Source organism: Gordonia hongkongensis (assembly GCF_023078355.1).
Lineage (GTDB): Bacteria > Actinomycetota > Actinomycetes > Mycobacteriales > Mycobacteriaceae > Gordonia > Gordonia hongkongensis.
This window is the reverse complement of the sequence record NZ_CP095552.1, coordinates 905,130-930,776: the sequence shown is the minus strand read 5'-3', so window position 1 is coordinate 930,776 and position 25,647 is coordinate 905,130. Positions and strand designations below refer to the sequence as shown.

The 25,647-nt window shown below is 68.1% G+C and carries 23 protein-coding genes and 2 pseudogenes; 13 read left to right on the top strand and 12 right to left on the bottom strand.

What is annotated here, in order from left to right; all coding sequences use genetic code 11:
* Positions 1–9: 9 nt before the first annotated feature.
* From MVF96_RS04275 to hsaA, 6 genes are all read right to left on the bottom strand, one after another.
* Positions 10–1,152 carry a sulfotransferase family protein gene (locus tag MVF96_RS04275; RefSeq protein ID WP_247451360.1) on the bottom strand — a complete coding sequence of 381 codons (1,143 nt, stop codon included), beginning with the start codon at positions 1,150–1,152 and terminating at the stop codon, positions 10–12.
* Complete coding sequence (locus tag MVF96_RS04270) at positions 1,145–1,936, bottom strand: SDR family oxidoreductase (protein WP_078111640.1); 792 nt, start codon at positions 1,934–1,936, stop codon at positions 1,145–1,147. The genes MVF96_RS04275 and MVF96_RS04270 overlap by 8 nt, the downstream gene beginning before the upstream one ends.
* Entirely contained in the window at positions 1,933–3,177 is a 1,245-nt protein-coding gene (locus tag MVF96_RS04265) for a hypothetical protein (protein WP_247451358.1), read from the bottom strand. The genes MVF96_RS04270 and MVF96_RS04265 overlap by 4 nt, the downstream gene beginning before the upstream one ends.
* Complete coding sequence (gene hsaB, locus MVF96_RS04260; protein ID WP_159371818.1) at positions 3,174–3,773, bottom strand: 3-hydroxy-9,10-secoandrosta-1,3,5(10)-triene-9,17-dione monooxygenase reductase subunit; 600 nt, start codon at positions 3,771–3,773, stop codon at positions 3,174–3,176. The genes MVF96_RS04265 and hsaB overlap by 4 nt, the downstream gene beginning before the upstream one ends.
* A 16-nt stretch (positions 3,774–3,789) precedes the next feature.
* Positions 3,790–4,701 carry an iron-dependent extradiol dioxygenase HsaC gene (gene hsaC, locus MVF96_RS04255; protein WP_058251167.1) on the bottom strand — a complete coding sequence of 304 codons (912 nt, stop codon included), beginning with the start codon at positions 4,699–4,701 and terminating at the stop codon, positions 3,790–3,792.
* A 328-nt stretch (positions 4,702–5,029) separates the two neighbouring features.
* The gene (hsaA, locus tag MVF96_RS04250; protein WP_065629140.1) at positions 5,030–6,214 is read right to left on the bottom strand and encodes a 3-hydroxy-9,10-secoandrosta-1,3,5(10)-triene-9,17-dione monooxygenase oxygenase subunit; all 1,185 of its coding nucleotides are present in this window, start codon (positions 6,212–6,214) and stop codon (positions 5,030–5,032) included.
* A 225-nt stretch (positions 6,215–6,439) separates the two neighbouring features.
* On the opposite strand from hsaA, the gene MVF96_RS04245 reads away from it, so the two are divergent.
* From MVF96_RS04245 to MVF96_RS04235, 3 genes are all read left to right on the top strand, one after another.
* Complete coding sequence (locus tag MVF96_RS04245; RefSeq protein WP_226512533.1) at positions 6,440–7,678, top strand: 3-ketosteroid-9-alpha-monooxygenase, oxygenase component; 1,239 nt, start codon at positions 6,440–6,442, stop codon at positions 7,676–7,678.
* A 25-nt stretch (positions 7,679–7,703) separates the two neighbouring features.
* Entirely contained in the window at positions 7,704–8,102 is a 399-nt protein-coding gene (locus MVF96_RS04240; protein ID WP_065629138.1) for a hypothetical protein, read from the top strand.
* 123 nt (positions 8,103–8,225) lie between these two features.
* Positions 8,226–8,753, top strand: a complete 528-nt coding sequence (locus MVF96_RS04235; protein ID WP_247451356.1) for a C40 family peptidase — start codon at positions 8,226–8,228, stop codon at positions 8,751–8,753.
* Here the strand turns inward: MVF96_RS04235 and MVF96_RS24625 are convergent.
* Positions 8,728–9,296: pseudogene (locus tag MVF96_RS24625) on the bottom strand (hypothetical protein). The gene MVF96_RS04235 and the pseudogene MVF96_RS24625 sit on opposite strands and share 26 nt — an antisense overlap.
* Before the next feature lie 153 nt (positions 9,297–9,449).
* On the opposite strand from MVF96_RS24625, the gene MVF96_RS04220 reads away from it, so the two are divergent.
* The gene (locus MVF96_RS04220) at positions 9,450–10,244 is read left to right on the top strand and encodes a VOC family protein (protein WP_159370115.1); all 795 of its coding nucleotides are present in this window, start codon (positions 9,450–9,452) and stop codon (positions 10,242–10,244) included.
* 400 nt (positions 10,245–10,644) lie between these two features.
* On the opposite strand, the gene MVF96_RS04215 is transcribed toward MVF96_RS04220, so the two are convergent.
* Complete coding sequence (locus MVF96_RS04215) at positions 10,645–11,793, bottom strand: TDT family transporter (protein ID WP_247451351.1); 1,149 nt, start codon at positions 11,791–11,793, stop codon at positions 10,645–10,647.
* 102 nt (positions 11,794–11,895) lie between these two features.
* Between MVF96_RS04215 and MVF96_RS04210 the strand changes: the two genes are divergently transcribed.
* On the top strand, positions 11,896–12,813 hold the full coding sequence (locus tag MVF96_RS04210) for a LysR family transcriptional regulator (protein WP_247451349.1): 918 nt from the start codon (positions 11,896–11,898) through the stop codon (positions 12,811–12,813).
* Positions 12,814–12,847: 34 nt separating this feature from the next.
* Here MVF96_RS04210 and dmpG read toward each other — a convergent pair whose 3' ends face one another.
* The 3 genes from dmpG to MVF96_RS04195 form a co-directional block, all read right to left on the bottom strand.
* Positions 12,848–13,942, bottom strand: a complete 1,095-nt coding sequence (dmpG, locus tag MVF96_RS04205; protein WP_159370112.1) for a 4-hydroxy-2-oxovalerate aldolase — start codon at positions 13,940–13,942, stop codon at positions 12,848–12,850.
* Complete coding sequence (locus tag MVF96_RS04200) at positions 13,939–14,844, bottom strand: acetaldehyde dehydrogenase (acetylating) (RefSeq protein ID WP_058251175.1); 906 nt, start codon at positions 14,842–14,844, stop codon at positions 13,939–13,941. The genes dmpG and MVF96_RS04200 overlap by 4 nt, the downstream gene beginning before the upstream one ends.
* A 62-nt stretch (positions 14,845–14,906) precedes the next feature.
* Positions 14,907–15,695, bottom strand: a complete 789-nt coding sequence (locus MVF96_RS04195; RefSeq protein ID WP_058251404.1) for a 2-keto-4-pentenoate hydratase — start codon at positions 15,693–15,695, stop codon at positions 14,907–14,909.
* 144 nt (positions 15,696–15,839) lie between these two features.
* On the opposite strand from MVF96_RS04195, the gene MVF96_RS04190 reads away from it, so the two are divergent.
* From MVF96_RS04190 to MVF96_RS04160, 6 genes and pseudogenes are all read left to right on the top strand, one after another.
* Entirely contained in the window at positions 15,840–16,655 is an 816-nt protein-coding gene (locus MVF96_RS04190) for an enoyl-CoA hydratase/isomerase family protein (RefSeq protein WP_247451347.1), read from the top strand.
* Positions 16,652–17,800: an acyl-CoA dehydrogenase family protein gene (locus tag MVF96_RS04185; protein ID WP_247451345.1), complete on the top strand. Its 1,149-nt coding sequence runs from the start codon at positions 16,652–16,654 to the stop codon at positions 17,798–17,800. Before MVF96_RS04190 ends, MVF96_RS04185 begins: the two co-directional genes overlap by 4 nt.
* A complete protein-coding gene (locus MVF96_RS04180) occupies positions 17,797–18,882 on the top strand; it encodes an acyl-CoA dehydrogenase family protein (RefSeq protein WP_247451343.1) in 1,086 nt (361 codons plus the stop codon). The genes MVF96_RS04185 and MVF96_RS04180 overlap by 4 nt, the downstream gene beginning before the upstream one ends.
* Positions 18,883–19,015: 133 nt before the next feature.
* Positions 19,016–20,739: pseudogene (gene kstD / locus MVF96_RS04170) on the top strand (3-oxosteroid 1-dehydrogenase).
* Positions 20,740–20,743: 4 nt separating this feature from the next.
* On the top strand, positions 20,744–21,607 hold the full coding sequence (locus MVF96_RS04165; protein ID WP_065629133.1) for a MaoC/PaaZ C-terminal domain-containing protein: 864 nt from the start codon (positions 20,744–20,746) through the stop codon (positions 21,605–21,607).
* A gap of 121 nt (positions 21,608–21,728) precedes the next feature.
* Positions 21,729–22,160, top strand: coding sequence for a DUF6918 family protein (locus MVF96_RS04160; RefSeq protein WP_058251180.1), 432 nt, complete (start codon positions 21,729–21,731; stop codon positions 22,158–22,160).
* Positions 22,161–22,212: 52 nt separating this feature from the next.
* Here MVF96_RS04160 and MVF96_RS04155 read toward each other — a convergent pair whose 3' ends face one another.
* Positions 22,213–22,410, bottom strand: a complete 198-nt coding sequence (locus tag MVF96_RS04155; RefSeq protein ID WP_065629132.1) for a hypothetical protein — start codon at positions 22,408–22,410, stop codon at positions 22,213–22,215.
* Between the two features lie 219 nt (positions 22,411–22,629).
* Here MVF96_RS04155 and MVF96_RS04150 point away from each other — a divergent pair, with 219 nt between their 5' ends.
* Both MVF96_RS04150 and MVF96_RS04145 read left to right on the top strand, forming a co-directional pair.
* Positions 22,630–24,288, top strand: coding sequence for an MFS transporter (locus MVF96_RS04150; protein ID WP_247451339.1), 1,659 nt, complete (start codon positions 22,630–22,632; stop codon positions 24,286–24,288).
* A 13-nt stretch (positions 24,289–24,301) separates the two neighbouring features.
* On the top strand, positions 24,302–25,606 hold the full coding sequence (locus tag MVF96_RS04145) for an SLC13 family permease (protein WP_247451337.1): 1,305 nt from the start codon (positions 24,302–24,304) through the stop codon (positions 25,604–25,606).
* The last annotated feature ends 41 nt before the right edge of the window (positions 25,607–25,647 follow it).

Below are 25,647 nucleotides of genomic sequence, written 5' to 3'. Positions count from 1 at the left end.
GCCGGTGGGTCAGACGGCGAAGGCCGCCTCGACCGTTGCCTCGTCGAGTCCGTAATCGGCGAGCTGGTACCGGTGCTGCGGTTTGCGCGCACCCGACCGGCTCTCCTCGTCGAGCGCGGTCACCGCCGCACGCGCGTCCTCCGACATCGGGGTGTCCAGCGCCGCGTACACCCGCTCGACGGTGCCCATCGGGTCGTTGCGCAGATCGGTGAAGTCGATGTCGAGGAACTGGGCCGGGTCGTACCGCTTCCGTGCGGTGGAGAACTCACGGAGTCCGCGTGACCACAGCTCGAGCTGGTCCTGGCCCACTTGCTCGCCGGTGAACGTCGTCGACCATCCCGGGGTGGCGTGTTCGGCCAAGCTGCACATCGACGCGATGAGAGTGCTGGGCGGCCGGTGCGTCTGGATCACCAGGGCATCCGGGTACGCCGCCATGAGCGCGTCGAGCGCGAACAGATGGCTGGGGTTCTTGAGCACCCACCGCTTGCCGGGGTCGTTGAGCCCGATCAGCTGCAGGTTCTTGCGGTGTCGGAGATACACCGGCGTCCAGTCCTGCTGGGCGAGCCACCTCGAGTAGGTCGGGATGTGCGCGAGTGATTCGTACGAGATCGACATGACGCTCTGGCGGAGCAGCTGCCAGCACTCCTCGACCTCGCCGGCGTCCATGTAGTGCAACCCCATGAACTCGGGATTCTCGACGTGATGTTGCTCGAACCCGGCCTGGATCTGCTGGTAGACGGGGTTGTCGGACCAGGTGTCGCGCGGCGGCCGGGGCTGCGGGAACTCGGCGAGCCACATCTCGACGCCCTGGTGCGCCGGATCGGCGGCCAGGAGTCGGTGCAGCGCAGTCGTTCCCGTGCGCGGCAGGCCGGTCACGAAGATCGGCCGCGTCACCTCGACGTCGGCGTACCCCGGGTTCGCCTTCCACGACGCCTCGCTGAGCAACCGGGCGACCAACGCACCCTTGAGGAAGAAGCGGAACATCTTGCTGCCGATCTCGGTCAGCCCCGCCTCGGAGCGGTAGGAGTCGAGCAGGATGCCCAGCGGCTCCAGGTACTCGGTGTCCCCGAAGTCGTCGAGGCCGGTGGCGCGAGTGGCCGAGGAATGCAGGTCCTCGATCGTGCCGACGTCGGTGCGTGCCGCACTAGTCATGGTATTCACCGCAATTCACGTCCAGGGTGTGCCCGGTGATGGCGCGCGCCATCGGCGAGGCGAGGAACACGACGGCGTCGGCGATCTCGTCCGGCTCCGGCAATCGCTTGAGGTCGGACTTCGACGCCGTCTGCTCGTAGACGTCGTCGGGTGAGATCCCGTATTTCTTGGCGACCTCGCCGAAGTACCACTTCAGCTGGTCGTCCCAGATGTAACCCGGTGCGACCGAGTTGATGCGAATCCCCTTGTCGCCGAGTTCGGAGGCCAGCGACTGCGACATCGCCAGCAGCGCCGACTTCGCGATCTTGTAACTGCCGTAACGGGGTTCGGAGTGCCGGATGACCATCGAGTTGATGTTCACGATCGAGCCGTCGGACTCGCCCAGCGCGTCGGTGAACGCGCGGATGACCCGCAGCGTGCCCAGCACGGTGACGTCGATGCTGCTCGCGATCTGATCGAAGTCGGTGCGGGACAACGGCTTCATCGACGGGAGGGCGAAGGCGTTGTTGACCAGTACATCGGCCCGGCCGAACTCGGCGACGGTGGTGGCCACCAGGTTCTCGACGGCGGCGTCGTCGGTGATGTCGGCCGGGACGACGAGGCTGGTCCCGCCGGCGGCGTCGATCTCGGCGGCGACCTCCTTCAGCCTTGATTCCGTACGGGCGGCGAGGACGACCCGTGCGCCCTCCGCGGCCGCACGCAGGCAGATCGACCGCCCGAGTCCCGGACCGACACCCGAGACCACGACGACCTTGTCGGCGAGCAGACCCCCCTGTGCGCTCATCCCAGCATCCTCTCGGCGAACCCGCGCTGACGTGCCGTGATCCGCTCCGCCCAGCCGTCGGCGTCGATCCTGTTGTGCTCGAGGTGCGGCAGATGGCCGGCGACTTCGTCGAAAGCGACGACCTGTGCGGTCGGGCCCAGGTCCGGGCCGATCGGCGAATCACTGCGTTGCCACCGGAACTGCAGGATGCCCGTCGACCGGCCGGTCGTCTCGATCCAGTTCGCGACGCCCGGGTCGCGGTGGGACACCACCATGCGGATCATGCCGTCCGGATCCACCTGCGCCTGAGCGGAGTTCAGGCTGGTCTGGTGGTTGACGTAGTCCAGCGAGATGTACCACATGCTGCCGAGCTGGAATCCCTGGTACGGGGCGTCGGACCGCGGAATGGTGATCACCATCGCCTCGTCGGGCCCCAACCGGAAGTGTCCGACGGAGGAGAACTGCGTGCTGAGGCCGCCGGGGGTCTGCCGCGGTTCGGTGAACGTGTTGACCGGCTCGTCGAGGTAGAACCACTTCGGGAAATTGAACCAGGTGTTGATGCGAGCCGTCAGCATCTTGCCGGCCGTCGCGTACCGGCGGGACACCCGGGCCAGGTCCGGCTCCGGCGGCGCGGTCCCGATGGTGTCGACCCGTTCGATGGTGATCGACCCCTTGCGTTCGGACCAGTCGGAGTAGACCTCGCGCACCGCGAGCATCGACGCGCCCTCCCCGAGCGGGAAGTAGTCGTCCGGCGCATCGGGGATGGGTGGGCCGAAGGCCAGTTCGAACGACCCGTCGTCGGCGATCGTCAGCCGCCGGTCGTCGAACGCATCCTCGCCGCCCGGTACCGACGAGGCCGTGTAGTCGCCGCGCAGGACCTGGAAGCTGAGATCGGTTGTGGTACCGCGCCGCCCGCGTACCCGGTATGTCCCGGTGGGTTCGACGTCGGCGTGATAGTAGAGCGTGTCCGGATTGTCCAGGCCCATCTTCGTCGACGGCCCGGTGGACGTCACGAAGTTCGGGTGGGAGATGGACCGGGCGCGCACCAGTTGGACGATGGCGGCGATACTCCCCGCGAGGTAGTCGTAGCCTTCGGCGAGATCTTGGTCGGTCTCGGCGAAATCGGCCGATGCGACCAGCTTCTCGGCCTCCGCGATCGCGTCGAGGAGGGGCTGCGTGACCAGCGGTGCGCCACTCGTTGTTTCGGTTGACGATGTCTCGGTCGTCGCTGTCTCGGTGCTCGTCGCGTCGTCGACGGTCATAGCCAGGTGTCCCCGCCCGTCCATGTGAGGAAGTTTTCCAACTCTGCCTGTGCGGGTGTGACCCGCGGGTGTTCGGTCGACAGGTAGCCGCCACGGTAGAACAGCAACGGCTTGTCCTGCAGCACTTCTCCGAGAGTCAGTGCGCGGCCGATGACGATGTGATGGTCGCCGCCGTCGGTGACGGTCTCCACGTCGCATTCGACCCAGGTCAGGCTGTGCCGGATGACGGGGAGGCCGGCCGGTGACGGGTCCCAGGTGACGTTCGCGAACTTGTCGTCGCCGGGGGCGCCGAAGGCGGCGCTGACGTCCTGCTGGCGGTTCGACAGGACGTTCACACAGAACTTGCCCGTCTTCTCGATGACCTTCCAGCTCCGGGAGGTCTTCATCGGGCAGAAGAGGACCAGCGGCGGATCGAGCGACAACGCGGCGAACGACTGGCACGCGAACCCGACCGGCTTGCCCGCGTCGTCGAGGGTCGTGATGACGGTGACCCCGGTACAGAACTGGCCCATCGCCGTTCGGAACTGACGGGAGTCGAAGTCGGCGGACCCGTACGGCGAACGCGTGGACTGCTGGGCCGTGGCGCCGGAGGGCATCTCGGACAAGGGCATCTCAGCCCTTGAACCCGACGCTGAAGTCATGCCCCCACAGACTCACTGCCGTGCTCTCCCGGGCGATCCACTCGTCGTCCTTCACCGTGCGCCCCTCACAACCGAATTCGATGTCGAAGCCGCCCGGCGTCTTCATGTAGAAGGAGAGCATGAGGTCGTTGACGTGTCGGCCGAGGGTCGCCGACATCGGCACCTTCTTGCGCAGCGCGCGGTCGAGGCACAGGCCGACGTCGTCGGCGTTCTCGACCTCGACCATCAGGTGGACGATGCCGGTGCTGTTCGGGATCGGCAGGAAGGCCAGCGAATGATGCCGGGGGTTGCAACCGAGGAAGCGCAGCCACGGCACCTCGTCGCCCTCTTCGCGGCCGACGACCTGCGGCGGGAGGCGCATCGAGTCCCGGAGCTTGAATCCGAGGACGTCCCGGTAGAATTCGAGCGCTGCCTTGTCGTCGGAGCAGGTGAGCACCACGTGGCCCAGACCCTGCTCCTCGGTGACGAAGCGATGCCCGTACGGGCTGACGACGCGCCGGTGCTCCAGCGCGGCGCCGTGAAAGACCTCCAGGGTGTTGTCCGCCGGGTCGTCGAAGACGATCATCTCGGCGACCCGACGGTCGGCGACCTCCTCGTCCTTGCCCTCGCGGAAGACCACACCCGCACGCGACAGCCGATCCCGGACATCCTGCAACTCAGCGGCATTCGCGACCTCCCAGCCCGCGCAGGCGAGCCGGTCGTGCTCGGACGGCACGATGACCAGACGGGCCGGGAAATCGTCCATCCGGAGATACAGGGCACCGTCGGTGAGACCAGAGCCCTCGATCATGCCGAGGACCTTGAGGCCGTAGGTGCGCCACGCCTCGATGTCGGTGGCCTCGATCCTCATGTACCCCAACGAGCGAATCGGACTGTCACTCATCTGCTACTCCTCTTTGTGCTCTTGCCGACGGTGCTGGCCGGACCCTTCGTGACGCCCTCCGCAAGCTCCGGGCTCCTCAGGGAGCGGAGAGGGGTGCCCTTCGCAAGCTCCGGGCTCCTCAGGGAGCGGAGGGGCGTGCCCTCCGCAAGCTCCGGGCTCCTCAGGGAGCGGAGAGGGGTGCCCTCCGCAAGCTCCGGGCTTGCGAGCCTCTTCCCTGCTCCCTGAGGTGCGAGGAGCGCAAGCGACGAGCCACGAAGGGCCTGGTGAGGCACGTTGCGAGACTTTGTCTTTGCTCCCTGAGGAGCGAGCTTGCGAGCGTCACGAAGGGTCACACCATCGTGTCGCCGATGGGAATCCCGAACTCGCCGTTGCCGAATGCGACGTAGGCGCGCTCCGGGTCGTTCGCTGCGTGTACGCGTCCGGCGTGGGCGTCGCGCCAGAAGCGCTGGATCGGTGTCCCGTTCTCCAGGGCGTGGGCGCCCGAGTTCTCGAAGAGTCGGTCGATCGCGGCGATCGCACGTCCGGTCGCACGCACCTGGTCGCGTCGAGCGGACAGCCGCAGTTCCATCGGGACCTCCTCGCCGGCGAGGATGAGGTCGTACTCGGCCTGCAGGTTGCCCGACAGCTGGCGCCACGCAGCGTCGATGTCGCTGGCGGCCTCGGCGATCCGGACCTTGGCGAACGGATCCTCCTTGGCCTTCTCGCCCGCGTAGGCGGCCCGGACCCGCTTGCCCTGGTGCTCGACGTGGGCGCGGTAGGCGCCGTAGGCCATGCCGACGATCGGCGTCGCGATGGTGCTGGGATGGATGGTGCCCCAGGGCATCTTGTAGACCGGCGCGGTGTTGCGCTCTAAGCCCGGGCTCTGCCCCATCGACATCGTGCGCATGCTGAGCATGCGGTGCCGCGGCACGAACACGTCCTTGACCTCGATGGTGTTGGACCCGGTGCCGCGCAGACCGACGACGTTCCACACGTCCTTGATCGTGTAGTCCTCACGCGGGATCAGGAAGCTGACGAAGTCGACGGGCTTGCCGTTCTTGATGACCGGACCCCCGACAAAGACCCAGTCAGCAGTCTCGCAACCCGACGACCACGCCCACGAACCGTTGACCTTGTAGCCGCCGTCGACGACCTCGCCCATGCCCATCGGCGCGTACGACGACGAGATCCGGACATTGGTGTCCGAACCCCACACGTCTTCCTGCGCCTGCTGGTCGAAGAGGGCGAGGTGCCAGTTGTGGACGCCGATGATGCCCGACACCCAGCCGGTGGACCCGCAGGCCGACGCGATCCGGCGGACCGCTTCGTAGAAGGTGACCGGGTCGACCTGGTAGCCACCCCACTGCTCGGGCTGCAACAGCCGGAAGAAGCCGGCGGTCTCGAGGCTCGAGACGGTCTCGTCGGGGATTCGACGCAGATCCTCGGTCGACTGCGCACGCTGCTCGAGTTCCGGGAGCAGGACGTTGATCTTCTCCAGGACCTGCTCGGCGGCTTCGCTCCGTTGTGCTGGCATCTCGCCTGCTCCTACTCGTCTCTCCTCGGCCGGACGAGCCGGCCGCTGTACCCATCGAGTTCGAGATTAGAACACGTTCTCATTTCTGTCGAGGACTCGGACTTTATGCCCATGCACAGGCCCGATCGGCGTTCGGGACGACGATCGGGCTGACAAATCTGAAACGTGTTCTAGTATTGGGTACAGTTCTTCGACGCGACACCAGCCACAGACAGGAGAGGGCACATGTCTTCAGGACCCGAGACGATGACCCCGAGCAGCCCCGGCGCGCCGAGCGCAGCCGTCGCCTCCGACGGGGCCGATGTGGGTATCCGGGAGATCGACACGGGTGCGCCGCCCACCCGGTTCGCGCGCGGCTGGCACTGCCTCGGCCTGCACGAGGAGTTCGACGACGGCAAGCCCCACTCCGTCACGATCTTCGGCACCAAGCTGGTGGTCTGGGTCGACACCAAGGGCGAGGTGAACGTGCTCGACGCGTTCTGCCGGCACATGGGCGGTGACCTCTCCCAGGGCAAGCTCTCGGGCGACAACGTGGCGTGCCCGTTCCACGGCTGGCTGTGGAAGGGCAACGGACGCTGCGCCGGCGTGCCCTACGCCAAGCGCAACCCGAAGCTCGCCAAGACCCGTTCGTGGCCGTCGATGGTCCGCAACGGCCAGATCTTCGTCTACAACGATCCCGAGGGCAATCCGCCCCCGGAGGAGTGCATCATCCCCGAACTCGAGGAATTCGGGTCCGACGAGTGGACGCCCTGGACCTGGAACCGCATCGTGATCGAGGGGTCCAACTGTCGCGAGATCATTGACAACGTCGTCGACATGGCGCACTTCTACTACGTGCATTTCGCTCTTCCGGATTACTTCAAGAACGTCTTCGAGGGTGAGATCGCCGCGCAGTACATGAATTCGCACGGCCGGCCCGACGTCACCCTCGGCACCAATTACGGCGACAGCCGCCTCGAATCGATCGCGGCGTATTACGGCCCGTCCTACATGCTGAACCCGATGATCCAGTACTACGGCGGCTACGCGGTCGAGACCATCCTCACCAACTGCCACTACCCGATCGACGAGAACTCCTTCGTCCTGATGTACGGCGTGATGGCCAAGGTCCCGGACGGCCTGACCGCCGAACAGGCGTCGAAGATGGCCACCAAGATCAGCGCCGGCGTCGAGGTGGGCTTCCTGCAGGACGTCGAGATCTGGAAGAACAAGACCCGGATCGACAACCCGCTCCTCGTCGAGGAGGACGGCCCGGTGTACCAGCTCCGCCGCTGGTACGACCAGTTCTACGTCGACAAGGCCGACGTCACCGACGAGATGACCGGCCGGTTCGAGTACGAGATCGACACCTCCAAGGCCCTCGAGAGCTGGAACGAGGAGATCCAGGAGAACCTGCGCCGCCAGGAGGCCGAGAAGGCTGCGGAATCCACGGCGTCGGAATCCACGGAGAAGGCCGAGGTCTGACGTGACCCGGGCGGCAGGGGTTCGGATGGCAGGGGCTCCCGGGGGTTCCGACCGTTGGGCGAAGGCGCCCGACTTCCAGAACGATCCGGACCGGCTCGCCCGGGTTCACGAGGCCACCCGCCGCGACCGCGAGCACTACCTGCAGGGTGGGATGCGCGAGATCGAGTGCCGGGCATGCCACGCCTGTGTGCTGGTGAAGAAGACCAGTTCGTTCCACACCAGCGTGCAGTGGAACGCCGACGCCCGGGACCGCTGCCTCGGCCTCGAGCAGATGCGCGCCGGCGGCGACGACGGGAACGGCCCGCTGCTGCCCGGAGCGATGATGCCGACGTGCGCCCGGCTGTCGGCGAGCATCGACCACGGGGTCACCGAGGGCATCATCCCGGCCGAGTCGCCCGCCACCGATCCCGACGGCTACTGGTGATCGGTTAACCGGAACTGCAGCACCATTAGATAACACAAGGCTCAGGCATCACACCGGTCACACGTTCGTCACTCCTGGGGAACGATCGACGACACGCCGTCCCGCCTCGGCCAAGCTGTCGTCATGTCCGTTTCGATGACGCGCGCCAGGCGCGTGACCTGCACCATCGCACTCACGGCCGCGTTGTCGGTCGGCGTTCCCCTTGCCGGCTCCCCACTCCTCGACACCGGTCACGCCGCGGCCGCGGGATCGTCGGACTCCTCCGGGTCGGTTCCCATCTACCTGCCGGTGCCGACCACCGTCGGCCTCAACGCACTCGGGGCGGCGATCACCCAGATCGGCAAGCCGTACAAGTGGGCCGGTGTCGGCCCGCATTCGTGGGACTGCTCCGGGCTGGTGCGGTGGGCGTTCTACACGACCGGCGTCCACCTCCCCCGGACCAGCCAACAGCAGGCCAAGGTCGGACACGCGATCCCGTTCCGTGCACTCGCACCGGGCGACATCATCATCTTCGGTCGCGATGCCGGACACGTCGGCATCTATGCCGGCGCCGGCCGGGTGTTCAACGCCTACGGCCCCAACGGCGTCCCGATCGGCTTCACGAAACTCAAGAACATGGGGTACATCAAGACGATTCGTCGGTTCGGTTGATCTCGACTCGGTCGGCGGCACCCGCACGCGGCCACACGCTGCTCAGCACCCAGAATCCGACGACGACCAGGAGCAGGATCGCGACTACGACGGTCCCGATCAGTCCGTAACCCGCCTGCATGTCGGGGAGGTCGGCGTCGAGCGCCTCGGACACGCGGTCGGAGAACAGATGCGCGGCGGGGTCGCTCAGCGTGCGGATGCCGACGACGAGCCGATGACCGACGCCAGCCCGATGAGGCCGATGGCGGACGGGCGCAGACGTGGGCGCCACCAGCCGAGGGCGGCGACCACCGCGATCACGGCACCGAGCACCACCACGCTCAGGCCCGGGCGGCCGGTGTTGTCCTCGAAGAAGAACTCGACATCGTCGTCGCTGGCGCCCAGGATCGTGACGCGTCCCAGCCCGGTGATCGACGGCTCCACGCCCTCATCGGTACTGCCCCACTGCACCTGTGCCAGGAGCACCAGCAGCAGACCACCCCCCAGCATCGTCGGCCACGCGAGGCCGCGGAGTCGTTCGACCGTCCCTGCATGCTTGGTCATCCGATCAGGGTGCCATGAGCCGACGTCGGTGGATATGAGTCGGACTATCCGCAACGCCGTCCGCGACCGATGAGTTTGCGCGACCCTGTCAGTCAGAAGTTCCGACGGGCAGTCGTCCACCAGTTCACGCGGAGCAAGAAAGAGGACCCAGCAATGGCAGAGTATGCAGCCCCCTCCGGGGCACCGATCTGGTTCGACCTGATGAGCAGTGACACCGCGAAGGCCGAGGAGTTCTACGGCGCGATCTTCGGCTGGGAGGCCGAGGCCCCCGACGAGGAGATGGGCGGTTATCGCAACTTCCACAAGAACGGCAAGCGGGTGGCCGGTCTCAGTCCGGTGATGGAAGGCGCCGGGCCGCCCGACATCTGGACGGTGTACCTCCACACTGAGGATGCCGACGCCACGGTGAAGGCCGTCGAGTCGGCCGGGGGCTCGATCATGGTGCCGCCGATGGCCATCGGTGAGGAGGGCACGATGTTGATGGCCTTCGACACCGCGGGGGCGGCGATCGGGTTCTGGCAACCGAAGAATCACAAGGGGTACACCGAGTTCGGCGAGCACGGCACGCCCTACTGGTTCGAGTGTCAGAGCATGGACTACCCCAAGTCCGTCGAGTTCTACCGGACCGTGCTCGGCGCGCGCATCGAGGAGGTCGGCACCGGTGGCGACCCAGACGCCGTCGGCCCCGACAGCTACGGCCAGATCTTCTACGGTGAGGCGTCGTACGCGGGGATCATGGACTCGGTCAAGCTCTTCCCGGCCGGGGTGCCGTCGTTCTGGCAGGTCTACATCACCGTCGACGATGTCGCGGCCACGGTGAAGCAGGCCGAATCGCTGGGCGCGGAGATCCTCATGGCCGGCGAGGACACCCCGTACGGGACGTTGGCCGCGATCAAGGATCCGATGGGCGCCCTGATCTGTCTGGGACATCCGCCCGCCGGCATGTGACGCGCAGCCGCGGTAGGGCTCGGTGCGCACCGAGTCCTACCGCGCACGTCATCGGCGGCGTCGAACGTTCATCCCGCCGCAACGCGATGGCCGACGGCACCCTGTAGCGTCCGACTTCCACAGACACGATTCACCGTCATATCGCGTGGAACTCGTCGGCGTAGAACAGGATTCGCATGTCGGCACACGATTCGGCCGTCCCTCCCGCCTCCGTGCAGAGCTACCTCGACGAGGTCCCCACCTGGCGAGACGGCACACCCGCCCGCGCACACTCCGCAACCCGCTACTGCCGGGATCTCGTAGCCCCGCCCTTCCGACAAACCCACCCGTTTTCCGTAAACCCACCCGGTCCGAGCGTGGTGGGTTTACGGAAAAGGGGTGGGTTTGCGGATGCGGCTCCTCACCGCACCCCGGGTGCCCGGAGGAGTTCGCCGGTGACGACCCCGCGAATCGTGCGGACCGCCACGCCGCTCCATGCCAGGACGAGGACCGTGAATCCGGCGACGGCCACGACCTCGAAGACCGTCCCACCGACGGTGAGGGCCAGCGCACTCGAACCCGTGACGTAGGTGCCGAGGGGGAAGGTGAACGCCCACCAGGTCATCGCGAACGGCAGCCCCGACCTCAGGGTCCGCGCGGTGAGCCGTGTTGCGACGGCGATCCAGAGGGTCGCTGCCACCCAGACGGCGAGGCCATAACCGACCGCAAACGAATGCAAGGTCTCAGCCATGGGCGCGTCGACGACATGGGGTGCGACGTGGGCCAGCAGGCACGCCGCGGTGACCGATTGGCCGAGCGGTCCGAGGACGATCCACCAGGTGGGAACCATGTGCGCGGCGCCGACGTCACCGGTGCGCAACCGCGACGCCAGCACCCACAGAATGGGGAGCGAGGCGAGTGCGGCCAGCATGAACATCGCGCAACCGATCCCCATCACCACATGCGATGCCCAACCCGCGGGCAGTTGCGCGGTCAGCACCGCGGCCGCCGACGCCGAGACCATCGGGGGGACGACGGGCATCAGCCAGCCGCCGAACGCGTCACCGACCGATGGGCGCCCGACGATGAGATGCCGGTACGGGATGACCACCGCGGTGACGACCCCGCCGATCGTGCCGAGGACCCAGCACAGGAGGTCGATCCCCAGCGCCAGATCCCGGCCGATCACCGTCGCTCCGACGACCATCGTGCTGGTCCCGACCGTCATGATCGCCATCGGTACGGCCCCGTAGAAGTGGGCGACGACGCGGTGGGCGTGATGACCGCGGGCGACCTCCGGGTCGCGGACCCAGTGCCGGACCGTGGCGACCAGCACGACGCCGAACACCGCGCAGGCCAACAGCCAGAAAACGGTTGCCACCTCCGCCAGACCCGTGGGCTGCCAGGGCAGGCTGTGCGCGGCGATCGCGATGATCCCCGTGCCCATCACCGCGGCGAACCAGTTGGGCGGCACGTAGGAGGCGCGACGCCGCCCCACCGCGCGGGCTGTTGCGGTCCCGAGGTCCGGTGCTGCGAGTCCGGCGGAGGCAGTGGTCGTGGTCATGTCCATCACGTTCCCGCGAATCCAACGACGCCGGTAGGACCCGAATCGTTGGCAGGGCACAACCGCCGTTTGTATCCGGGGTACCACCGCCGCTTGTACCCTCGAGCGATGGTGCTGAGTCCGCGGATGCCCGACCTAGCGTCCCTCGAGACCCTGCAGGCGGTGGTCGGCACGGGCAGCCTGAACGCCGCCGCGACCCAACTCGGCGTCACCCAGCAGGCGGTGTCAGCGCGCATCCGCGCCATGGAGACGCAGCTCGGCGTCGCCCTGCTGACACGCACACCGCGCGGATCGGTGCCCACCCAGTCCGGGCGACTCGTCGCCGAATGGGCCGACCGCCTGCTGACGTTGGCCGGCGAATTCGACGCCGGGCTGGCCGCACTACGCCTCGAACGACGTGATCAGCTGCGCCTGGCCGCCAGCCTCACCGTCGCCGAGCACCTCCTGCCCCGCTGGCTCGTCTCGTTCGCCGCCCACCATCAGCCTGCTCCCAAGGTGTCGTTCACCGCGACCAACTCCGATCACGTGTACGACCTCGTCCGTGCCGGCGACGTCGAACTCGGTTTCGTGGAAGGGTCCCGCGTCCAGACCGGTCTGCGCAGCCGGACCGTCGCGCGCGACGAGTTGATCCTAGTCGTACCGCCGGGTCATCCGTGGACGAGGCTGCGGCGGCCGGTCACGGCCGCCGATCTCGCCCGAACTCCATTGGTGACGCGTGAGGAGGGCTCGGGCACCCGGGAGTTTCTCGAGCGCGCCCTTGCCAGGACCCTCGGCCCCGGACGAGAGGCCGCGCCACCCGTCCTGGAACTGTCCACGACGGCGTCGGTGCGGGCGGCCGTCATCGCGGGAGCCGGTCCGGCAGTCCTCAGTGACCTCTCGGTCGCCGACGACCTCGGTCACCGGCTCGCCCACGTCCCGGTCGCCGACCTCGATCTCGCCCGGCCGCTCCGCGCCGTGTGGCTCTCGGGCCCACAACCGACCGCCGGCGCCGCGCGCGACTTTCTCGCGCATATCAGCCGGAGCTGAGCGGCAACCGGCAAGCGGCCCAGCGGATCGCTGCTCAGACCCCGGCGTTCGCGTCCTGCTTCTTCTTGAGCTCGAGGGCGATGTCGATGAGCTGGTCCTCCTGGCCGCCGACCAGCTTGCGGCTACCCGCCTCGAGGAGGATCTCCGCGGCCGAGACGCCGTAGCGTTCGGCGTGGCCCTCGGCGTGCTTGAGGAACGAGCTGTAACAGCCGGCGTAGCCCATCATCATGGCCGAGCGGTCGACGAGGCACTCCGACGGCATCGCCGGTCGGACGACATCCTGTGCGGCGTCGGCGATCTTCATGAAATCGACGCCCGTGGTGATGCCGAGCTTGTCGCACACACCCACGAAGGCCTCGGTGGGCGTGTTGCCGGCCCCCGCGCCGAAACGCCGGATCGAGCCGTCGATCTGCTGGGCACCCGCTCGAATCGCGTTGACCGAGTTGGCAACCGCGATGTCGAGGTTCTCGTGCCCGTGGAACCCGACCTGCGCGTCGTTGCCGAGTTCGGCCACCAGGGCCTGGACCCGAACGGTCACGTCCTCGAGGACCAGCGCACCGGCGGAGTCGACGACGTACACACACTGACACCCGGCATCGGCCATGATGCGGGCCTGTTTGGCGATGACCTCCGGAGGCTGGCTGTGGCTCATCATCAGGAACCCGACGGTCTCTAGGCCGAGATCGCGCGCGAGTCCGAAGTGCTGGATCGAGACATCGGCCTCGGTACAGTGCGTCGCGATGCGGCAAATCTGACCGCCGTTGTCCTGTGCCGCCCGGATGTCGTCCTTGGTGCCCAGCCCCGGCAGCATCAGAAAGGCGATCTTCGCGCGCTTCGCTGTTTCTGCGGCAGCCTTGATCAGCTGCTGCTCAGGGGTTTTCGAGAAACCGTAGTTGAACGATGAACCGCCCAGACCGTCACCGTGGGTCACCTCGATGACCGGCACCCCGGCCTCGTCGAGGGCGCCGACGATGGCGCGCACCTCGTCCTCGGTGAACTGGTGGCGTTTGTGGTGACTGCCGTCACGCAGCGACGAGTCCGTGATGCGGATGTCGAGGGTGTCGGAGTACTTGCGCGCGTTCGCCATCAACTTCGGGTCGCGCGGTGTCAGAACCACATTGGTGCTCATGCGGGAACTCCCAACTTCGTCTTCGCGATCTCTTCGCCGACCTTCGTCGCGGCAGCGGTCATGATGTCCAGATTCCCGGCGTACGGCGGGAGGAAGTCCCCTGCACCCTCGACCTCGACGAAGATGGACACTCGGGCGTGTCCGCCGTTGAGGACGCTCGGCGGGTCGAACTGGGGATCCTGCAGCAACCGGTATCCCGGCACGTAGGCCTGGATCTCCTTCTCCCGCCGGTGGATCGACTCGGCGATCGCATCGGTGTCCGCATCCTCGGGGATGGCACAGAAGATGGTGTCGCGCATGATCATCGGCGGGTCCGCCGGATTCAGGATAATGATCGCCTTGCCGCGCTGCGCGCCGCCGATCGTCTCGACACCCGCCGAGGTCGTCGCGGTGAACTCGTCGATGTTCGCGCGGGTGCCCGGCCCGGCCGACACCGAGGCCACCGACGCGACGATCTCGGCATACGGCACCGGCACAATCGAACTCACCGCATGCACCATCGGGATTGTCGCCTGCCCGCCGCACGTGATCATGTTGGTGTTCGGCGCGTCGAGATGCTCGCGAAGATTGGCCGGCGGCACCACCGCGGGGCCAACCGCGGCCGGGGTGAGGTCGACGGCGATGATGCCCGCCTCCTCGTACTTCGGTGCGTACTCGCGGTGCACATAGGCCGAGGTCGCCTCGAAGATCAGATCCGGACGTTCCGACGACGCCAGCAGTTCGTCGGCACCACCACTCATCGTGATGAGGCCATGATCGGCCGCGCGCTTCATGCCCTCGGAGGCGGCATCGATGCCGACCATCCAGCGCGGCTCGATCACCTCGGAGCGCTCCAGCTTGTACATCAGGTCGGTGCCGATGTTGCCCGACCCGATGATCGCTGCGGTCAGCTTGGCTGCCACGGGTTCCTCCTCTTACTCGGTGAAAGCTGTTGTTGACTCGGTGAATCGAGGGACACTTCGTGTCAGGTGAAGTCGAGGGTGACGCTGCCCAGACCGGCGAAGTCGGCCACGAAGTGATCGCCCGACGAGATGTCGATGGCCCGCGTCGCGGTGCCCGGCAGGATCACGTCACCTTTGCGCAGGCGCACCCCGAAGCCCTCGACCTTGCGCGCGAGCCAACTCACCGCATTCAGCGGATGCCCCAGCACCGCAGACGAGTTGCCCTTCGCCACGATCTCGCCGTTGCGCGTCAGCGTGGCTTCGATGTCGCCGGTGTCGATCTCGGAGATCGGGACGCGCTGCTGTCCGAGAATCCAGCCACACGACGACGCGTTGTCGGCGATCGTGTCGCACAGGGTGATCTTCCAGTCCTTGATCCGCGAGTCGATCAGCTCGATAGAGGGCACCACCCACGCGACCGCGTCGATCACGTCCTCATTGGTGCAGCCCTCGCCCGGCAGGTCCTCGCCCAAGATGAAACCGACCTCGACCTCGACGCGCGGGAAGCAGAGCTTCTTGGCATCGATCGGGGTGTGCTCGAAGTACTGCATGTCGTCGAGCAGATGGCCGTAGTCGGGTTCGTCGACGCCCATCATCTTCTGCATGGCCTCGGAGGCCAGGCCGACCTTGTGCCCCGCGACCTTCGCGCCGGCGTCGAGCCGCTTGCGGATGTTGATCAGCTGGATCTCGTACGCGTCGACCACATCGAGGTCGGGATGGGCGTCGGTGGGGCGGTCGATGGCGGCCGCCGTCGCCTCCGCCCGCGCCAGATCGGCTGCGATCTGCTCGCGAATCCCCTGCTCAACCGTCATCGTGCCCTCGCCTTCCACATGTGAACGCGTTCTAGTTTAGAACACGTTGCAGTCTGCGGGCAGTCCTCGGTCCGATCGTCGCGCATTCCGAGGCGTGACCGAGATCGGCCATCACGCGCGCACCGGACGACTACGGTTCTCGTCATGAGTTCCGAGTCCCCGAATCCAGTCTCGCCGGACACCGACGACACCGGCGAAGCCGTCCTCACGACCTTCCACGACGGCGTGGGACGGCTGACGCTCAACAACCCACGCCGCAAGAACGCCATCACCCTCGAGATGGCCGCGGCGATCGAGGAGTTCTGCGACCGGGTCACCGCGGACGACAACATCGGCGCGGTCGTCGTCGACGCAGCCGGTTCGTACTTCTGCAGCGGGGCCGACACGCGGATCCTGGCCGGCGCGTCGACCGATCCGGCGGCACCGGAATCGGTGGCGCAGCTGTCCGCGGTCTACCGCGCGTTCGTCCGGGTCGGGTCCCTGCCGGTCCCCACGGTCGGGGTCGTCGTCGGTGGGGCCGTGGGGGCGGGCCTCAACCTCGCGCTCGCCGTCGACCTGCTCGTCACCACGCCCGACGCCGTCCTCGACAGCGGATTCCTCGCCCGCGGCATCCATCCCGGGGGCGGGCACCTCACCCTGCTGAACCGTGCGGTGGGGCGGGCCGACACGATCGCGCTCGCCGTCTGCGGTCAGTCGCTGTCCGGTGCGCAGGCGGTCGAACGTGGCCTGGCGTACGCGGCCGCACCGGTTCCGGACATCCCGGCGATCGTCGCCGATCTGACCGGACCCGCCTCGCGCGACCCGGAGCTGACGCGCCGGGTGATGGCCAGTGTACGACTCGAACTGGGCCCGCCGGCGGTGACCTGGGATTCGGCGATCGAGATCGAGCGTGGCATGCAGATGTGGTCGATGGCCCGCAAGGGGCAGAACTGGTCGTCCCGCGGTCCCGGCCGGTCATGAGCCAGGAAGCCGTGGATGTTTCCGACGACGTCCTGCGCGCCCTGCGGTCCGAGGTGCGCGAGTTCCTTCGGACCGAACTCGCCGAGGGCGCTTTCCGTCCCGACGTCGACAGCTGGATGACGGGTTTCGATTCCGACTTCAGTCGACGACTCGGCGATCGGGGCTGGCTGGGTATGACCATGCCCGTCGAGTACGGAGGGCAGGGTCGTACGCCGGTCGAGCGTTTCGTGATCACCGAGGAACTCCTCGCGCACGGCGCACCGGTCGCGGCGCACTGGATCGCCGATCGGCAGATGGCCCCCGGCATCCTCGCCAACGGGACGCAGGCGCAAAGGCTGCACTACATCCCGCGGATCTCGGCGGGCACGATGTTCTTCGCGATCGGGATGAGCGAACCCGACGCCGGCTCCGATCTGGCCGCGGTCCGCACCCGGGCCACCGACAACGGGGACTCGTGGACCATTAGCGGCACCAAAGTCTGGACCACCGGTGCTCACATCGCGCACGCCATGGTGCTCCTCGCACGCACCGACGGCACCACCGAGGACCGCCAGCAGGGACTGTCGCAGTTCGTCGTCGACCTCCCGCACCCCGACATCGAGATCCGTCCACTCGCGAGCATCGACGGCGACGCGCACTTCAACGAGGTGATCTTCCACGACGCCGTCGTCGACTCCTCGGCCCTGCTCGGTGCACGCGGACAGGGATGGCGACAGGTGATGAGCGAGTTGGCCTTCGAACGCTCGGGGCCGGAACGCTACCTGTCCACGCTGCCGTTGCTCCGCGCCTGGACCGATCTGCTCCGCGAACAGGGCGCGACACCGCAGCAGCGGAAATCTTTGGGCGAGCTGACCGCACAGGCCTGGGCGCTGCGCCAGATGTCGATGCAGGTGGCGCGCGAACTTCAATCCGGCGGCAAACCCGACGTACTGGCGGCGATGGTCAAGGACCTCGGTTCGACCTTCGAAGGGGACCTCGTCACCGCCATCCGGGATGCGTCCGGCGCGATCCCGCGGCGCACCGGCGGGTCGGACTTCGACCGCCTGCTGGCTCAATCAGTCCTGCACACACCGGCTTTCACCCTGCGTGGGGGTACCAATGAGATCCTGCGCGGCATCGTCGCGCGCGGACTGGGGATGCGATGACCGAACTGGCAGCAGAACTCGCCGCCGCGACGGCCGCCATGGTCGCACGGTTCCCGGTCGATCTGCGGACACCGGCCACCGAGGCCGACAACGCGCTGTGGAAGGCGCTGACCGAAGCCGGATTCACCGCGCTCGACGTCCCGCAGGCGGCCGGCGGTCAGGGCGCCGATCTCGCCGATGCCCTCGTGGTTCTCGGCACCCTCACTGAAGCCGGGGCGGTCACCCCGTATGCAGAACACGCACTGCTCGCCGGTTGGCTCGCGGGCAGCGTCGGACACGCCCTCGATGGCGTCACCGCGACCGTAGCGGTCGTCGACGACGGAACCGCGGTCCGGTCCGCTGATCGGATTCAGTTCAGCGGCAGGGCAATCGGCGTCCCACGCGCCACGACGGCCGATGGCATCGCGGTACTGGCGGCGACCGCGGACGGTCCCGTGATCGCGGTCGTCAATCGTCGCGAACCGGGGCTTCGGGTCGAGCCCGGCACTGACCTGATGGGGTTGGACTGCAGCGACATCGTCTTCGACGACGCCGAGGTCACGTTCTCCGCCCCGTCGCCGGTCACGGTCGACGATCTCCACACGCGTGGGGCACTCGTCTACGCGGTCGCTCTGGCGGCCGCAGCACGGGCGGTCCGCGAACGCACGGTCCGATACGCCGCGGAGCGGGTCCAATTCGGACGACCACTGGCCAAGTTCCAGGCCATCCAACAGACGCTCGCGCACATGGCCGCGCAGAGCACGATGATGGAGACCGCCGCCCGGGCAGCCACCGACGCGTCGTCGGAAGACATCGCTACGGCCCGCGACGCGATCGCCGCCGCGAAAATCGTCACGTCGCGGTCCGCGCACGACGTCGCGGCCGCGGCCCATCAGATACACGGGGCCATCGGGTTCACCGCCGAACATTCCCTCGGCCGGTTCACCACGGCGTTGTGGACCTGGCGCGACCGGCACGGGACCGAGCACGACTGGTCGGAGCAGTTGGCGGCGCGCATCCTCGACGGCGGCCTCGATCCTTGGCATGTGATCACCGGCGCGTCCGATCCCGTCGCACAGTCGACGAGGACAGACGCACAGTGAACGAGTTCAGACGCACAGTCGACGGATTCGGGCGCACAGTCGACGGGAACGGGAGCACCCCTGGCGTGGCATTTCTGAAACGTGTTCTAATTCAGGTAGAACACGTTCCAGCTGCCCGCACGAAGGGGACCCCATGGCCGGCTCGACCGAACCAGAACAGACCAGTACCGAACCCGAGACCTACGACGTCGTCGTCGTGGGAGCCGGCGGTGCTGGCCTGAGCGCGGCGATCACCGCAGCTCAGAAGGGCTTGTCGACGGTCCTGATCGAGAAATCGCCGTACTGGGGCGGCTCGACGTCGCGCTCGGGGGCGGGGTCTGGATCCCGAACAACTCGGTCCTCCGCCGCGACGGCGTGACCGACACCCCGGACAAGGCCCGCGAGTACGTCCACGCGATCATCGGCGAACACGCGCCCGCCGACCGCATCGACGCCTACATCGACCGCGGACCCGAGGCGCTGGACTTCCTGATGGCGCACGCCCCCCTCGACCTCGAGTGGGTCAAGAACTACTCCGACTACTACCCGGAGGCGCCCGGCGGCCGGCTCGCCGGACGGTCGATCGAGCCGCGCCCGTTCGACGCGCGCCGCCTCGGGGACGACCTGAAGACCCTGCACCCGCAGTACACCAAGGCGCCGCTGAACATGGTCGTCCTGCAGTCGGACTACCGCTGGCTCAACACCGGCCTGCGTCACTGGCGCGGTCCGCTGCGGATGGCGAAGGTCGGCAGCCGGTTCTTCTGGGCGCGCAGCCGCGGCAAGAAGCTGATCGCCATGGGCGCAGCACTCGCGGCCGAGCTCCTTCTCGGCGTCCGCGAGGCGGGCGTCCCGGTCCGGCTGAACACCGGCCTCGCCGACCTCATCACCGAAGACGGCCGCGTGGTCGGCGTGATCGCCGAATCCGACGGCAACCGCGTCGAGATCCGGGCCCGCCACGGCGTGATCCTCGCCTGCGGCGGATTCGAGCACAACGACGAGATGCGCAAGAAGTACCAGCGCGACCCGATCGGCTCCGAGTGGACCACCGGTGCCCCCAGCAACACCGGCGACGGCATCAACGCCGGCCTCAAGATCGGCGCCGCGGTGTCGCTCATGGACGACGCCTGGTGGGGTCCGACGATCCCGCTGCCGCGCGGTCCGTGGTTCGCGCTGTCGGAGCGGGCGGTACCGGGCACCTTCATGGTGAACACGCGCGGGCAGCGCTACATGAACGAGTCGCTGCCGTATGTCGAAGCGGTACACCAGATGTACGGCGGCGAGTTCGGCCAGGGCGAGGGCCCCGGCGAGAACGTGCCGTCGTGGCTCATCTTCGACCAGCGGTGCCGAAACCGCTACCTCTTCGCCGGGATCAACGCGCGACAGCCGTTGCCCAAGAAGTGGTTCGAGTCGGGCGTCGTCGTGAAGGCCGACAGCATCAGCGAACTCGCCGAGAAGATCGGGGTACCGGCCGACGCGCTCACCGCGACCACCGAGCGGTTCAACGGGTTCGCCCGCAAGGGTGTCGACGAGGACTTCGGCCGTGGCACAAGCGGTTACGACCATTACTACGGCGACATCACCAACAAGCCCAACCCGAGCCTCGGCGAGGTCAGCAAGGGTCCGTTCTACGCGGTCAAGATGGTCCCGGGCGATCTCGGCACCAAGGGCGGGATCAACGCCGATGCCTCGGGTCGCGCCCTGCGGGCCGACGGCTCGGTCATCGAGGGTCTCTACGCGGCGGGCAACACCAGCGCGCCGGTCATGGGGCACACCTACGCCGGCCCGGGCGCGACGATCGGTCCGGCCATGGTCTTCGGATACCTGGCCGCCACCGACATCGCCGCCAAGGCCGCCACCCCGACATCGACAGGAGCCTGACCCGATGCCCATCGACCTCTCCGTCGCCCTCGGTGCCGAACTGCCCGAGGTGAGTTTCGAATGGTCGGCCTCCGACGCCGCCCTCTACAACCTCGCGGTGGGTGCCGCAGCAGACCCGATGGACACCACCGGGCTCGAGTACATCCACGACGCGACGCCGAAGGTGCTGCCCACCTTCGCCACCGTGGCCGCCGGGTTCCACACCACCGAACCCCCGAAGGTGTCGTTCCCCGGCATCGACATCGACCTCGCCAAGGTCGTCCACGGCAGCCAGCAGGTGACCGCCTACCGGCCGCTGCCGGCCGCCGGCAAGGCGACCACCCGCACCCGGATCGCCGAGATCCAGGACAAGGGGTCGGCCGCAGTGATCGTGCAGGAGTCGGTGACCACCGACGACGGCGGGCAGACCCTCTGGACGTCCCGCTCGTCGATCTTCGCGAAGGGCGAGGGCGGCTTCGGCGGCGAACGCGGTTCGTCGGCCAAGGTCGACTACCCCGACCGCGCGCCGGATCATCGCCTCACCGTTGCGACGCTCCCCCAGCAGGCATTGCTCTACCGCTTGTGCGGAGACCGCAACCCGCTGCACTCCGACCCCGGATTCGCTTCCCGCGCGGGCTTTCCCCGGCCGATCCTGCACGGCCTGTGCACGTACGGCACGGTCTGCCGCGTGATCGTCGACGAGGTCCTCGGCGGCGACGTGACCGCCGTCGCCGACTACTCGGCGTCGTTCGCGGGCGTGGTGTTCCCGGGCGAGACCCTCGCGGTCGAGGTCTGGGAGGACGGCTCCCGGTTGCTGGCCACCGCGACCGTCGTCGAACGCGACGGCGCGAAGGCCCTCGGCAATGTGGTCTGCGAACGTCGCCAGTAGTCCCGTCGCCGCGACGGCCCGGGCGCAGCCCGGAGACGTTGTCCCGTGGGGCCAGTACGCTACACAGTCGGGCCGCGAGGCGGCCCGCAGGTTCCCGTCGCATATCCCCGAGGAGACGCCCATGAGCGATTCGCTGACGCCCCTACTCGCCGACAACCGCAGCGCACTGGTGACCGACCTCGTCGGTGTCATCGACGCCGAGGTGGCCGACCAGTCGGGTCTGAGCGGCGCTGCTGTGAAGACCGCCTACTCCGCGGTGCAGAAGGTGAAGCCCGGTGTCGTGCGCAGCGCCACCGATCAGATGGCCGAGGACTTCCTGAAGGCGCTGGCGCCCTTCTGGGATTCCAAGCCTGCCGGTGTCGCCTTCGGCGACCACCTCTCGGCCAACGGAGATGCCGCGGCCGAGGCCCTGCTGTCGGTGACCGACCAGCAGGCCGAGACCGCCAAGCCCGCACTCGCGAAGGCGTACAACTCGCTGCGCGGCAAGGGGAAGAAGTACGTGATCGCGGCACTGCCGCGTCTGGGTGCCGCCATCGAGCGGCACGCCGCCTAGGAGTCGGCGCGCGCGTCGTCGGCGGTCGCACCGACCTCCCCAGAGGGTCGGGTCAGACCGCTGACGACGCGATGGCCACGAGTGCCACGACGACGCCGATGAGTGCGGCGAGCATCGACAGCACACGCCACACATGGACGCGGGCGGGCGAGATCTCGGTCCCGTTCGGGGCGACGTCGGGCGATGCGGCCGCGGTCGCGGCAGCGGGAGTAGCAGCGGCGGGGGTTCGTGCGATTCGGGGTGAGGCCATGACCTGTCACCACTTTCGGTTGTCCGGGGCCAACGGGGACCGGCGCGGTCTCGCGTTCGCCCGGTATCGATACTGCAGTGATAAATGTGTCACAAGTTACTCGAGTAGCGTCGGCGCCCACATAGCGTGTCGCGATAACGAAACCGCAACACCGCGGTGGCGGCGAACGTGCCGACCGAACCGGTTCCGCATGCCGACCCCGAAAGCGCAGGACGCCGAATGAGATTACCGTCCGCCATCCGCCTCGACGCCCGGTCCGCCTGGCTTGTCCTCGTCGCCTGCCTGTCGGTCAGCATGGTCGTGGCCGCCATGGCCGCCCTCAACACTGCCCTGCCCGACATCGCGATCGACACCGGCGCCGACGCCGGTCAGATGACCTGGATCGTCGACGGTTACACCCTGGCGCTCGCGGCGCTCCTGCTCCCGGCGGGCGCGATCGGCGATCGGCTGGGGCGCCGCGAGGTACTGATCGCCGGCCTTCTCCTCTTCGGCCTCGCCTCACTGGTGGCGATCTGGGTGGACGGCCCGACCCAGCTGATCCTGGCCCGGTGCTTCGCCGGTGCCGCGGCGGCGCTGATCATGCCCACCACGTTGTCCCTCATCACGTCCGGGATGCCGGAAGGTCAACGCGCGGTCGGGATCAGCATCTGGTCGGCGATCGCCGGCGGCGGCGCCATCGCCGGCTTCCTGGTCACCGGGCTTCTCCTTGAGTTCTTCTCCTGGCACTCGATCTTCATCACCTTCGCCGCGGCGTCAGCCGTCGCGGCCGCGCTGTGCCTGACGATCGGCACCTCCAAGGACAGCGACCCCGGTCGCTTCGACATCCCGGGGACCGTCTGTTCGGTCCTGGCCATCACCGGCGTCGTCCTCGGTCTGCTCGAGGCACCTCATCGGGGCTGGGCGGATCCCGTTGTCCTGATCTGCATCGTGGGCGGCGTCCTGCTCGCGGGCGGGTTCGTCGCCGTGGAACTGCGTTCGACGTCGCCGCTGTTCGACGTCCGGTTGCTCGGCAACCGCGCCTTCGGGTCCGGGGCGCTGTCGGTCGCGGTCCAGTTCCTCGCCTCGTTCGGCATGTTCTACCTGCTGCTGCAGTTGCTGCAGCTGGTCTTCGATTACACCCCGCTGCAGTCGGCGGTCGCGCTGATGCCGTTCGTGGCCGGCGTCGGCCTCACCACGCTCATCGCGAACTGGCTTGCCGTACGACTGGATTCGCTCAAGTTCGTCATCGCCGCCGGCGCCCTGCTGTCCGGCGTCGGGCTGATCCTCCTCGGATCGTTCCGGTACGAGACGTATTGGACGCTCGCCGGCGTGGTCGCATTGATAGCGGTCGGGATCGGTCTGGCGTCGGCGCCCGCCACGACGGCCATCATGTCCAACACCCCGCTCGACAACCAGGGCGTCGGCTCGGCCGTGAACGACACCGCCCGGGAGATCGGCGCGGCGATCGGTATCGCGATCGCGGGCAGCATCGTCGCCGCGGGATACCAGTCGCGCATCGGCGAGACCGCACAACTGGCCCGCGATCAACTGACCGCCGCCGGTGAGCAGCGCATCGCTGCCGGCGACACCGCCGGCGGCCAGGCCATGGTCGCCCAGGCCGACCAGGCCGGGACGCTGATCGAGCGATCCCTCGCCGAGGCGACGGTCGTCGTGGACCGGTTGTCCGGTCAGGCCGCATCGCTCGCGGAGAAGATCGCCGACGGCAGTCAAGAGGCGTTCTACGTGCCGTTCGAGTACGCCTGCCTCGTCCTGGGCGGGATCATGCTCGTCAGTTCGGTCGCGCTGCTGTGGCTCACGCCGCGACGCGTCGTCGAGGTGCCGCCGACCATCGAGTCCGACCCCGACCAGGACCGCGACGACACCTACGCCCGCGACTGAGTAGCCTGTCCCGGTGGTACTCACCGCGGACAGCATCGCCGGCACCCTGGTCGGAGTCGCCGCCCTGCTCGTGGTGATCGTCGCGACCGTTGTCGCCCAGCGTGTTCCGGCCGTTGTGGTGGCCGCACCGGTCGCCGCGCTGCTCCTCGCGCTCGGCCTGGCCGACGTCGAGCAGGCCGCCGACGAGATCGCCACGATGGCGCCGACCATCGGCTTCCTGGCCGCGATGCTGGTGGTCGCCGATGCCTGCGCCCGCGCCGGGGTCTTCACCTGGATCGGCGCCCTCCTGGCCCGGTGGAGTCGGGCCTCGCCACATCGGTTGTTGCGCATCGTCTTCCTGGCCGCGGCGACGACGACCGCGGTCCTCAGTCTCGACACCACGATCGTCCTGCTGACGCCGGTCGCCGTCGCCACCGCACGGCGGATCGGGGCGCCGGTGACCCCGGTCGCGTTCGCGAACGCACACCTGGCCAACACCGCGTCGACCCTCATGCCGGTGTCGAACCTGACCAACCTCCTGGCGTTCTCCGCGACCGGGCTGACCTTCCTCGGCTTCACCGGCGTCATGCTGGCGCCCTGGATCGCCTCGATCGTCGTCGAATACCTCATCTTCCGGATGTACTTCGCCGACTCGCTCGCGCGCGCTGCCCCGGCAGCCGATTCGATCGCCGGCGATCCGGCTCCGGTGGATGCTCCGCCCCGCCCCACCCTCATGCTGGTGATGCTCGGCTTGCTGCTGCTCGCCTTCGTCGTGACCGAACCGCTGGGCGTCCCGTTGGCCGCGGTGGCCGGCGTGGGCGCGGTCGCCTTCACGGTGCCGCGGTTGCTCGACGCACCGCTGCCCACTGTGCGGGAGACGGTGCAGGCCCTGAACATCCCGTTCCTCGGATTCGTCGCCGTGCTCGGTGTCGTCATCCTCCCGGTGCGAACCGGCCCGATCGGCGACTGGATCGGCAACCTCATCCCGGATGACTCATCACTCGTCGCGCTGCTCGCGGTCGCCGCGCTGGCCGCGGTCCTCGCCAACCTGGTGAACAACCTGCCCGCCACCCTGCTGCTCATCCCGCTCGTCGCCCACGAACCCGGCCTGGTCCTGGCGATGCTCCTCGGCGTCAACCTCGGACCCAACCTCGCCTACTTCGGGTCGCTGGCCAATCTGCTGTGGCGCGACATCATGCACCGCGACGGCTCCGGCGGGGGCAGGGGCGCCCCGACCTCCCGCGAGTACCTACGCCTCGGCGCACTCACCGTTCCCGCCACGCTCGTCGTCGCGGTGGTCGCACTGTGGGCGGTGGTGCGGCTGACGTCCGTGGCTTGACCCAGGTGACCTCGACGGACGCGGCGGCCTCGCTGCGCTCG

Coding starts and splice junctions, on each gene's coding strand:
- MVF96_RS04275 (WP_247451360.1), bottom strand. CDS start 1,152: ATGACTAGTGCGGCACGCACCGACGTCGGCACGATCGAGGACCTGCAT.
- MVF96_RS04270 (WP_078111640.1), bottom strand. CDS start 1,936: ATGAGCGCACAGGGGGGTCTGCTCGCCGACAAGGTCGTCGTGGTCTCG.
- MVF96_RS04265 (WP_247451358.1), bottom strand. CDS start 3,177: ATGACCGTCGACGACGCGACGAGCACCGAGACAGCGACGACCGAGACA.
- hsaB (WP_159371818.1), bottom strand. CDS start 3,773: ATGCCCTCCGGCGCCACGGCCCAGCAGTCCACGCGTTCGCCGTACGGG.
- hsaC (WP_058251167.1), bottom strand. CDS start 4,701: ATGAGTGACAGTCCGATTCGCTCGTTGGGGTACATGAGGATCGAGGCC.
- hsaA (WP_065629140.1), bottom strand. CDS start 6,214: ATGCCAGCACAACGGAGCGAAGCCGCCGAGCAGGTCCTGGAGAAGATC.
- MVF96_RS04245 (WP_226512533.1), top strand. CDS start 6,440: ATGTCTTCAGGACCCGAGACGATGACCCCGAGCAGCCCCGGCGCGCCG.
- MVF96_RS04240 (WP_065629138.1), top strand. CDS start 7,704: ATGGCAGGGGCTCCCGGGGGTTCCGACCGTTGGGCGAAGGCGCCCGAC.
- MVF96_RS04235 (WP_247451356.1), top strand. CDS start 8,226: ATGTCCGTTTCGATGACGCGCGCCAGGCGCGTGACCTGCACCATCGCA.
- MVF96_RS04220 (WP_159370115.1), top strand. CDS start 9,450: ATGGCAGAGTATGCAGCCCCCTCCGGGGCACCGATCTGGTTCGACCTG.
- MVF96_RS04215 (WP_247451351.1), bottom strand. CDS start 11,793: ATGGACATGACCACGACCACTGCCTCCGCCGGACTCGCAGCACCGGAC.
- MVF96_RS04210 (WP_247451349.1), top strand. CDS start 11,896: ATGGTGCTGAGTCCGCGGATGCCCGACCTAGCGTCCCTCGAGACCCTG.
- dmpG (WP_159370112.1), bottom strand. CDS start 13,942: ATGAGCACCAATGTGGTTCTGACACCGCGCGACCCGAAGTTGATGGCG.
- MVF96_RS04195 (WP_058251404.1), bottom strand. CDS start 15,695: ATGACGGTTGAGCAGGGGATTCGCGAGCAGATCGCAGCCGATCTGGCG.
- MVF96_RS04190 (WP_247451347.1), top strand. CDS start 15,840: ATGAGTTCCGAGTCCCCGAATCCAGTCTCGCCGGACACCGACGACACC.
- MVF96_RS04185 (WP_247451345.1), top strand. CDS start 16,652: ATGAGCCAGGAAGCCGTGGATGTTTCCGACGACGTCCTGCGCGCCCTG.
- MVF96_RS04180 (WP_247451343.1), top strand. CDS start 17,797: ATGACCGAACTGGCAGCAGAACTCGCCGCCGCGACGGCCGCCATGGTC.
- MVF96_RS04165 (WP_065629133.1), top strand. CDS start 20,744: ATGCCCATCGACCTCTCCGTCGCCCTCGGTGCCGAACTGCCCGAGGTG.
- MVF96_RS04160 (WP_058251180.1), top strand. CDS start 21,729: ATGAGCGATTCGCTGACGCCCCTACTCGCCGACAACCGCAGCGCACTG.
- MVF96_RS04155 (WP_065629132.1), bottom strand. CDS start 22,410: ATGGCCTCACCCCGAATCGCACGAACCCCCGCCGCTGCTACTCCCGCT.
- MVF96_RS04150 (WP_247451339.1), top strand. CDS start 22,630: ATGAGATTACCGTCCGCCATCCGCCTCGACGCCCGGTCCGCCTGGCTT.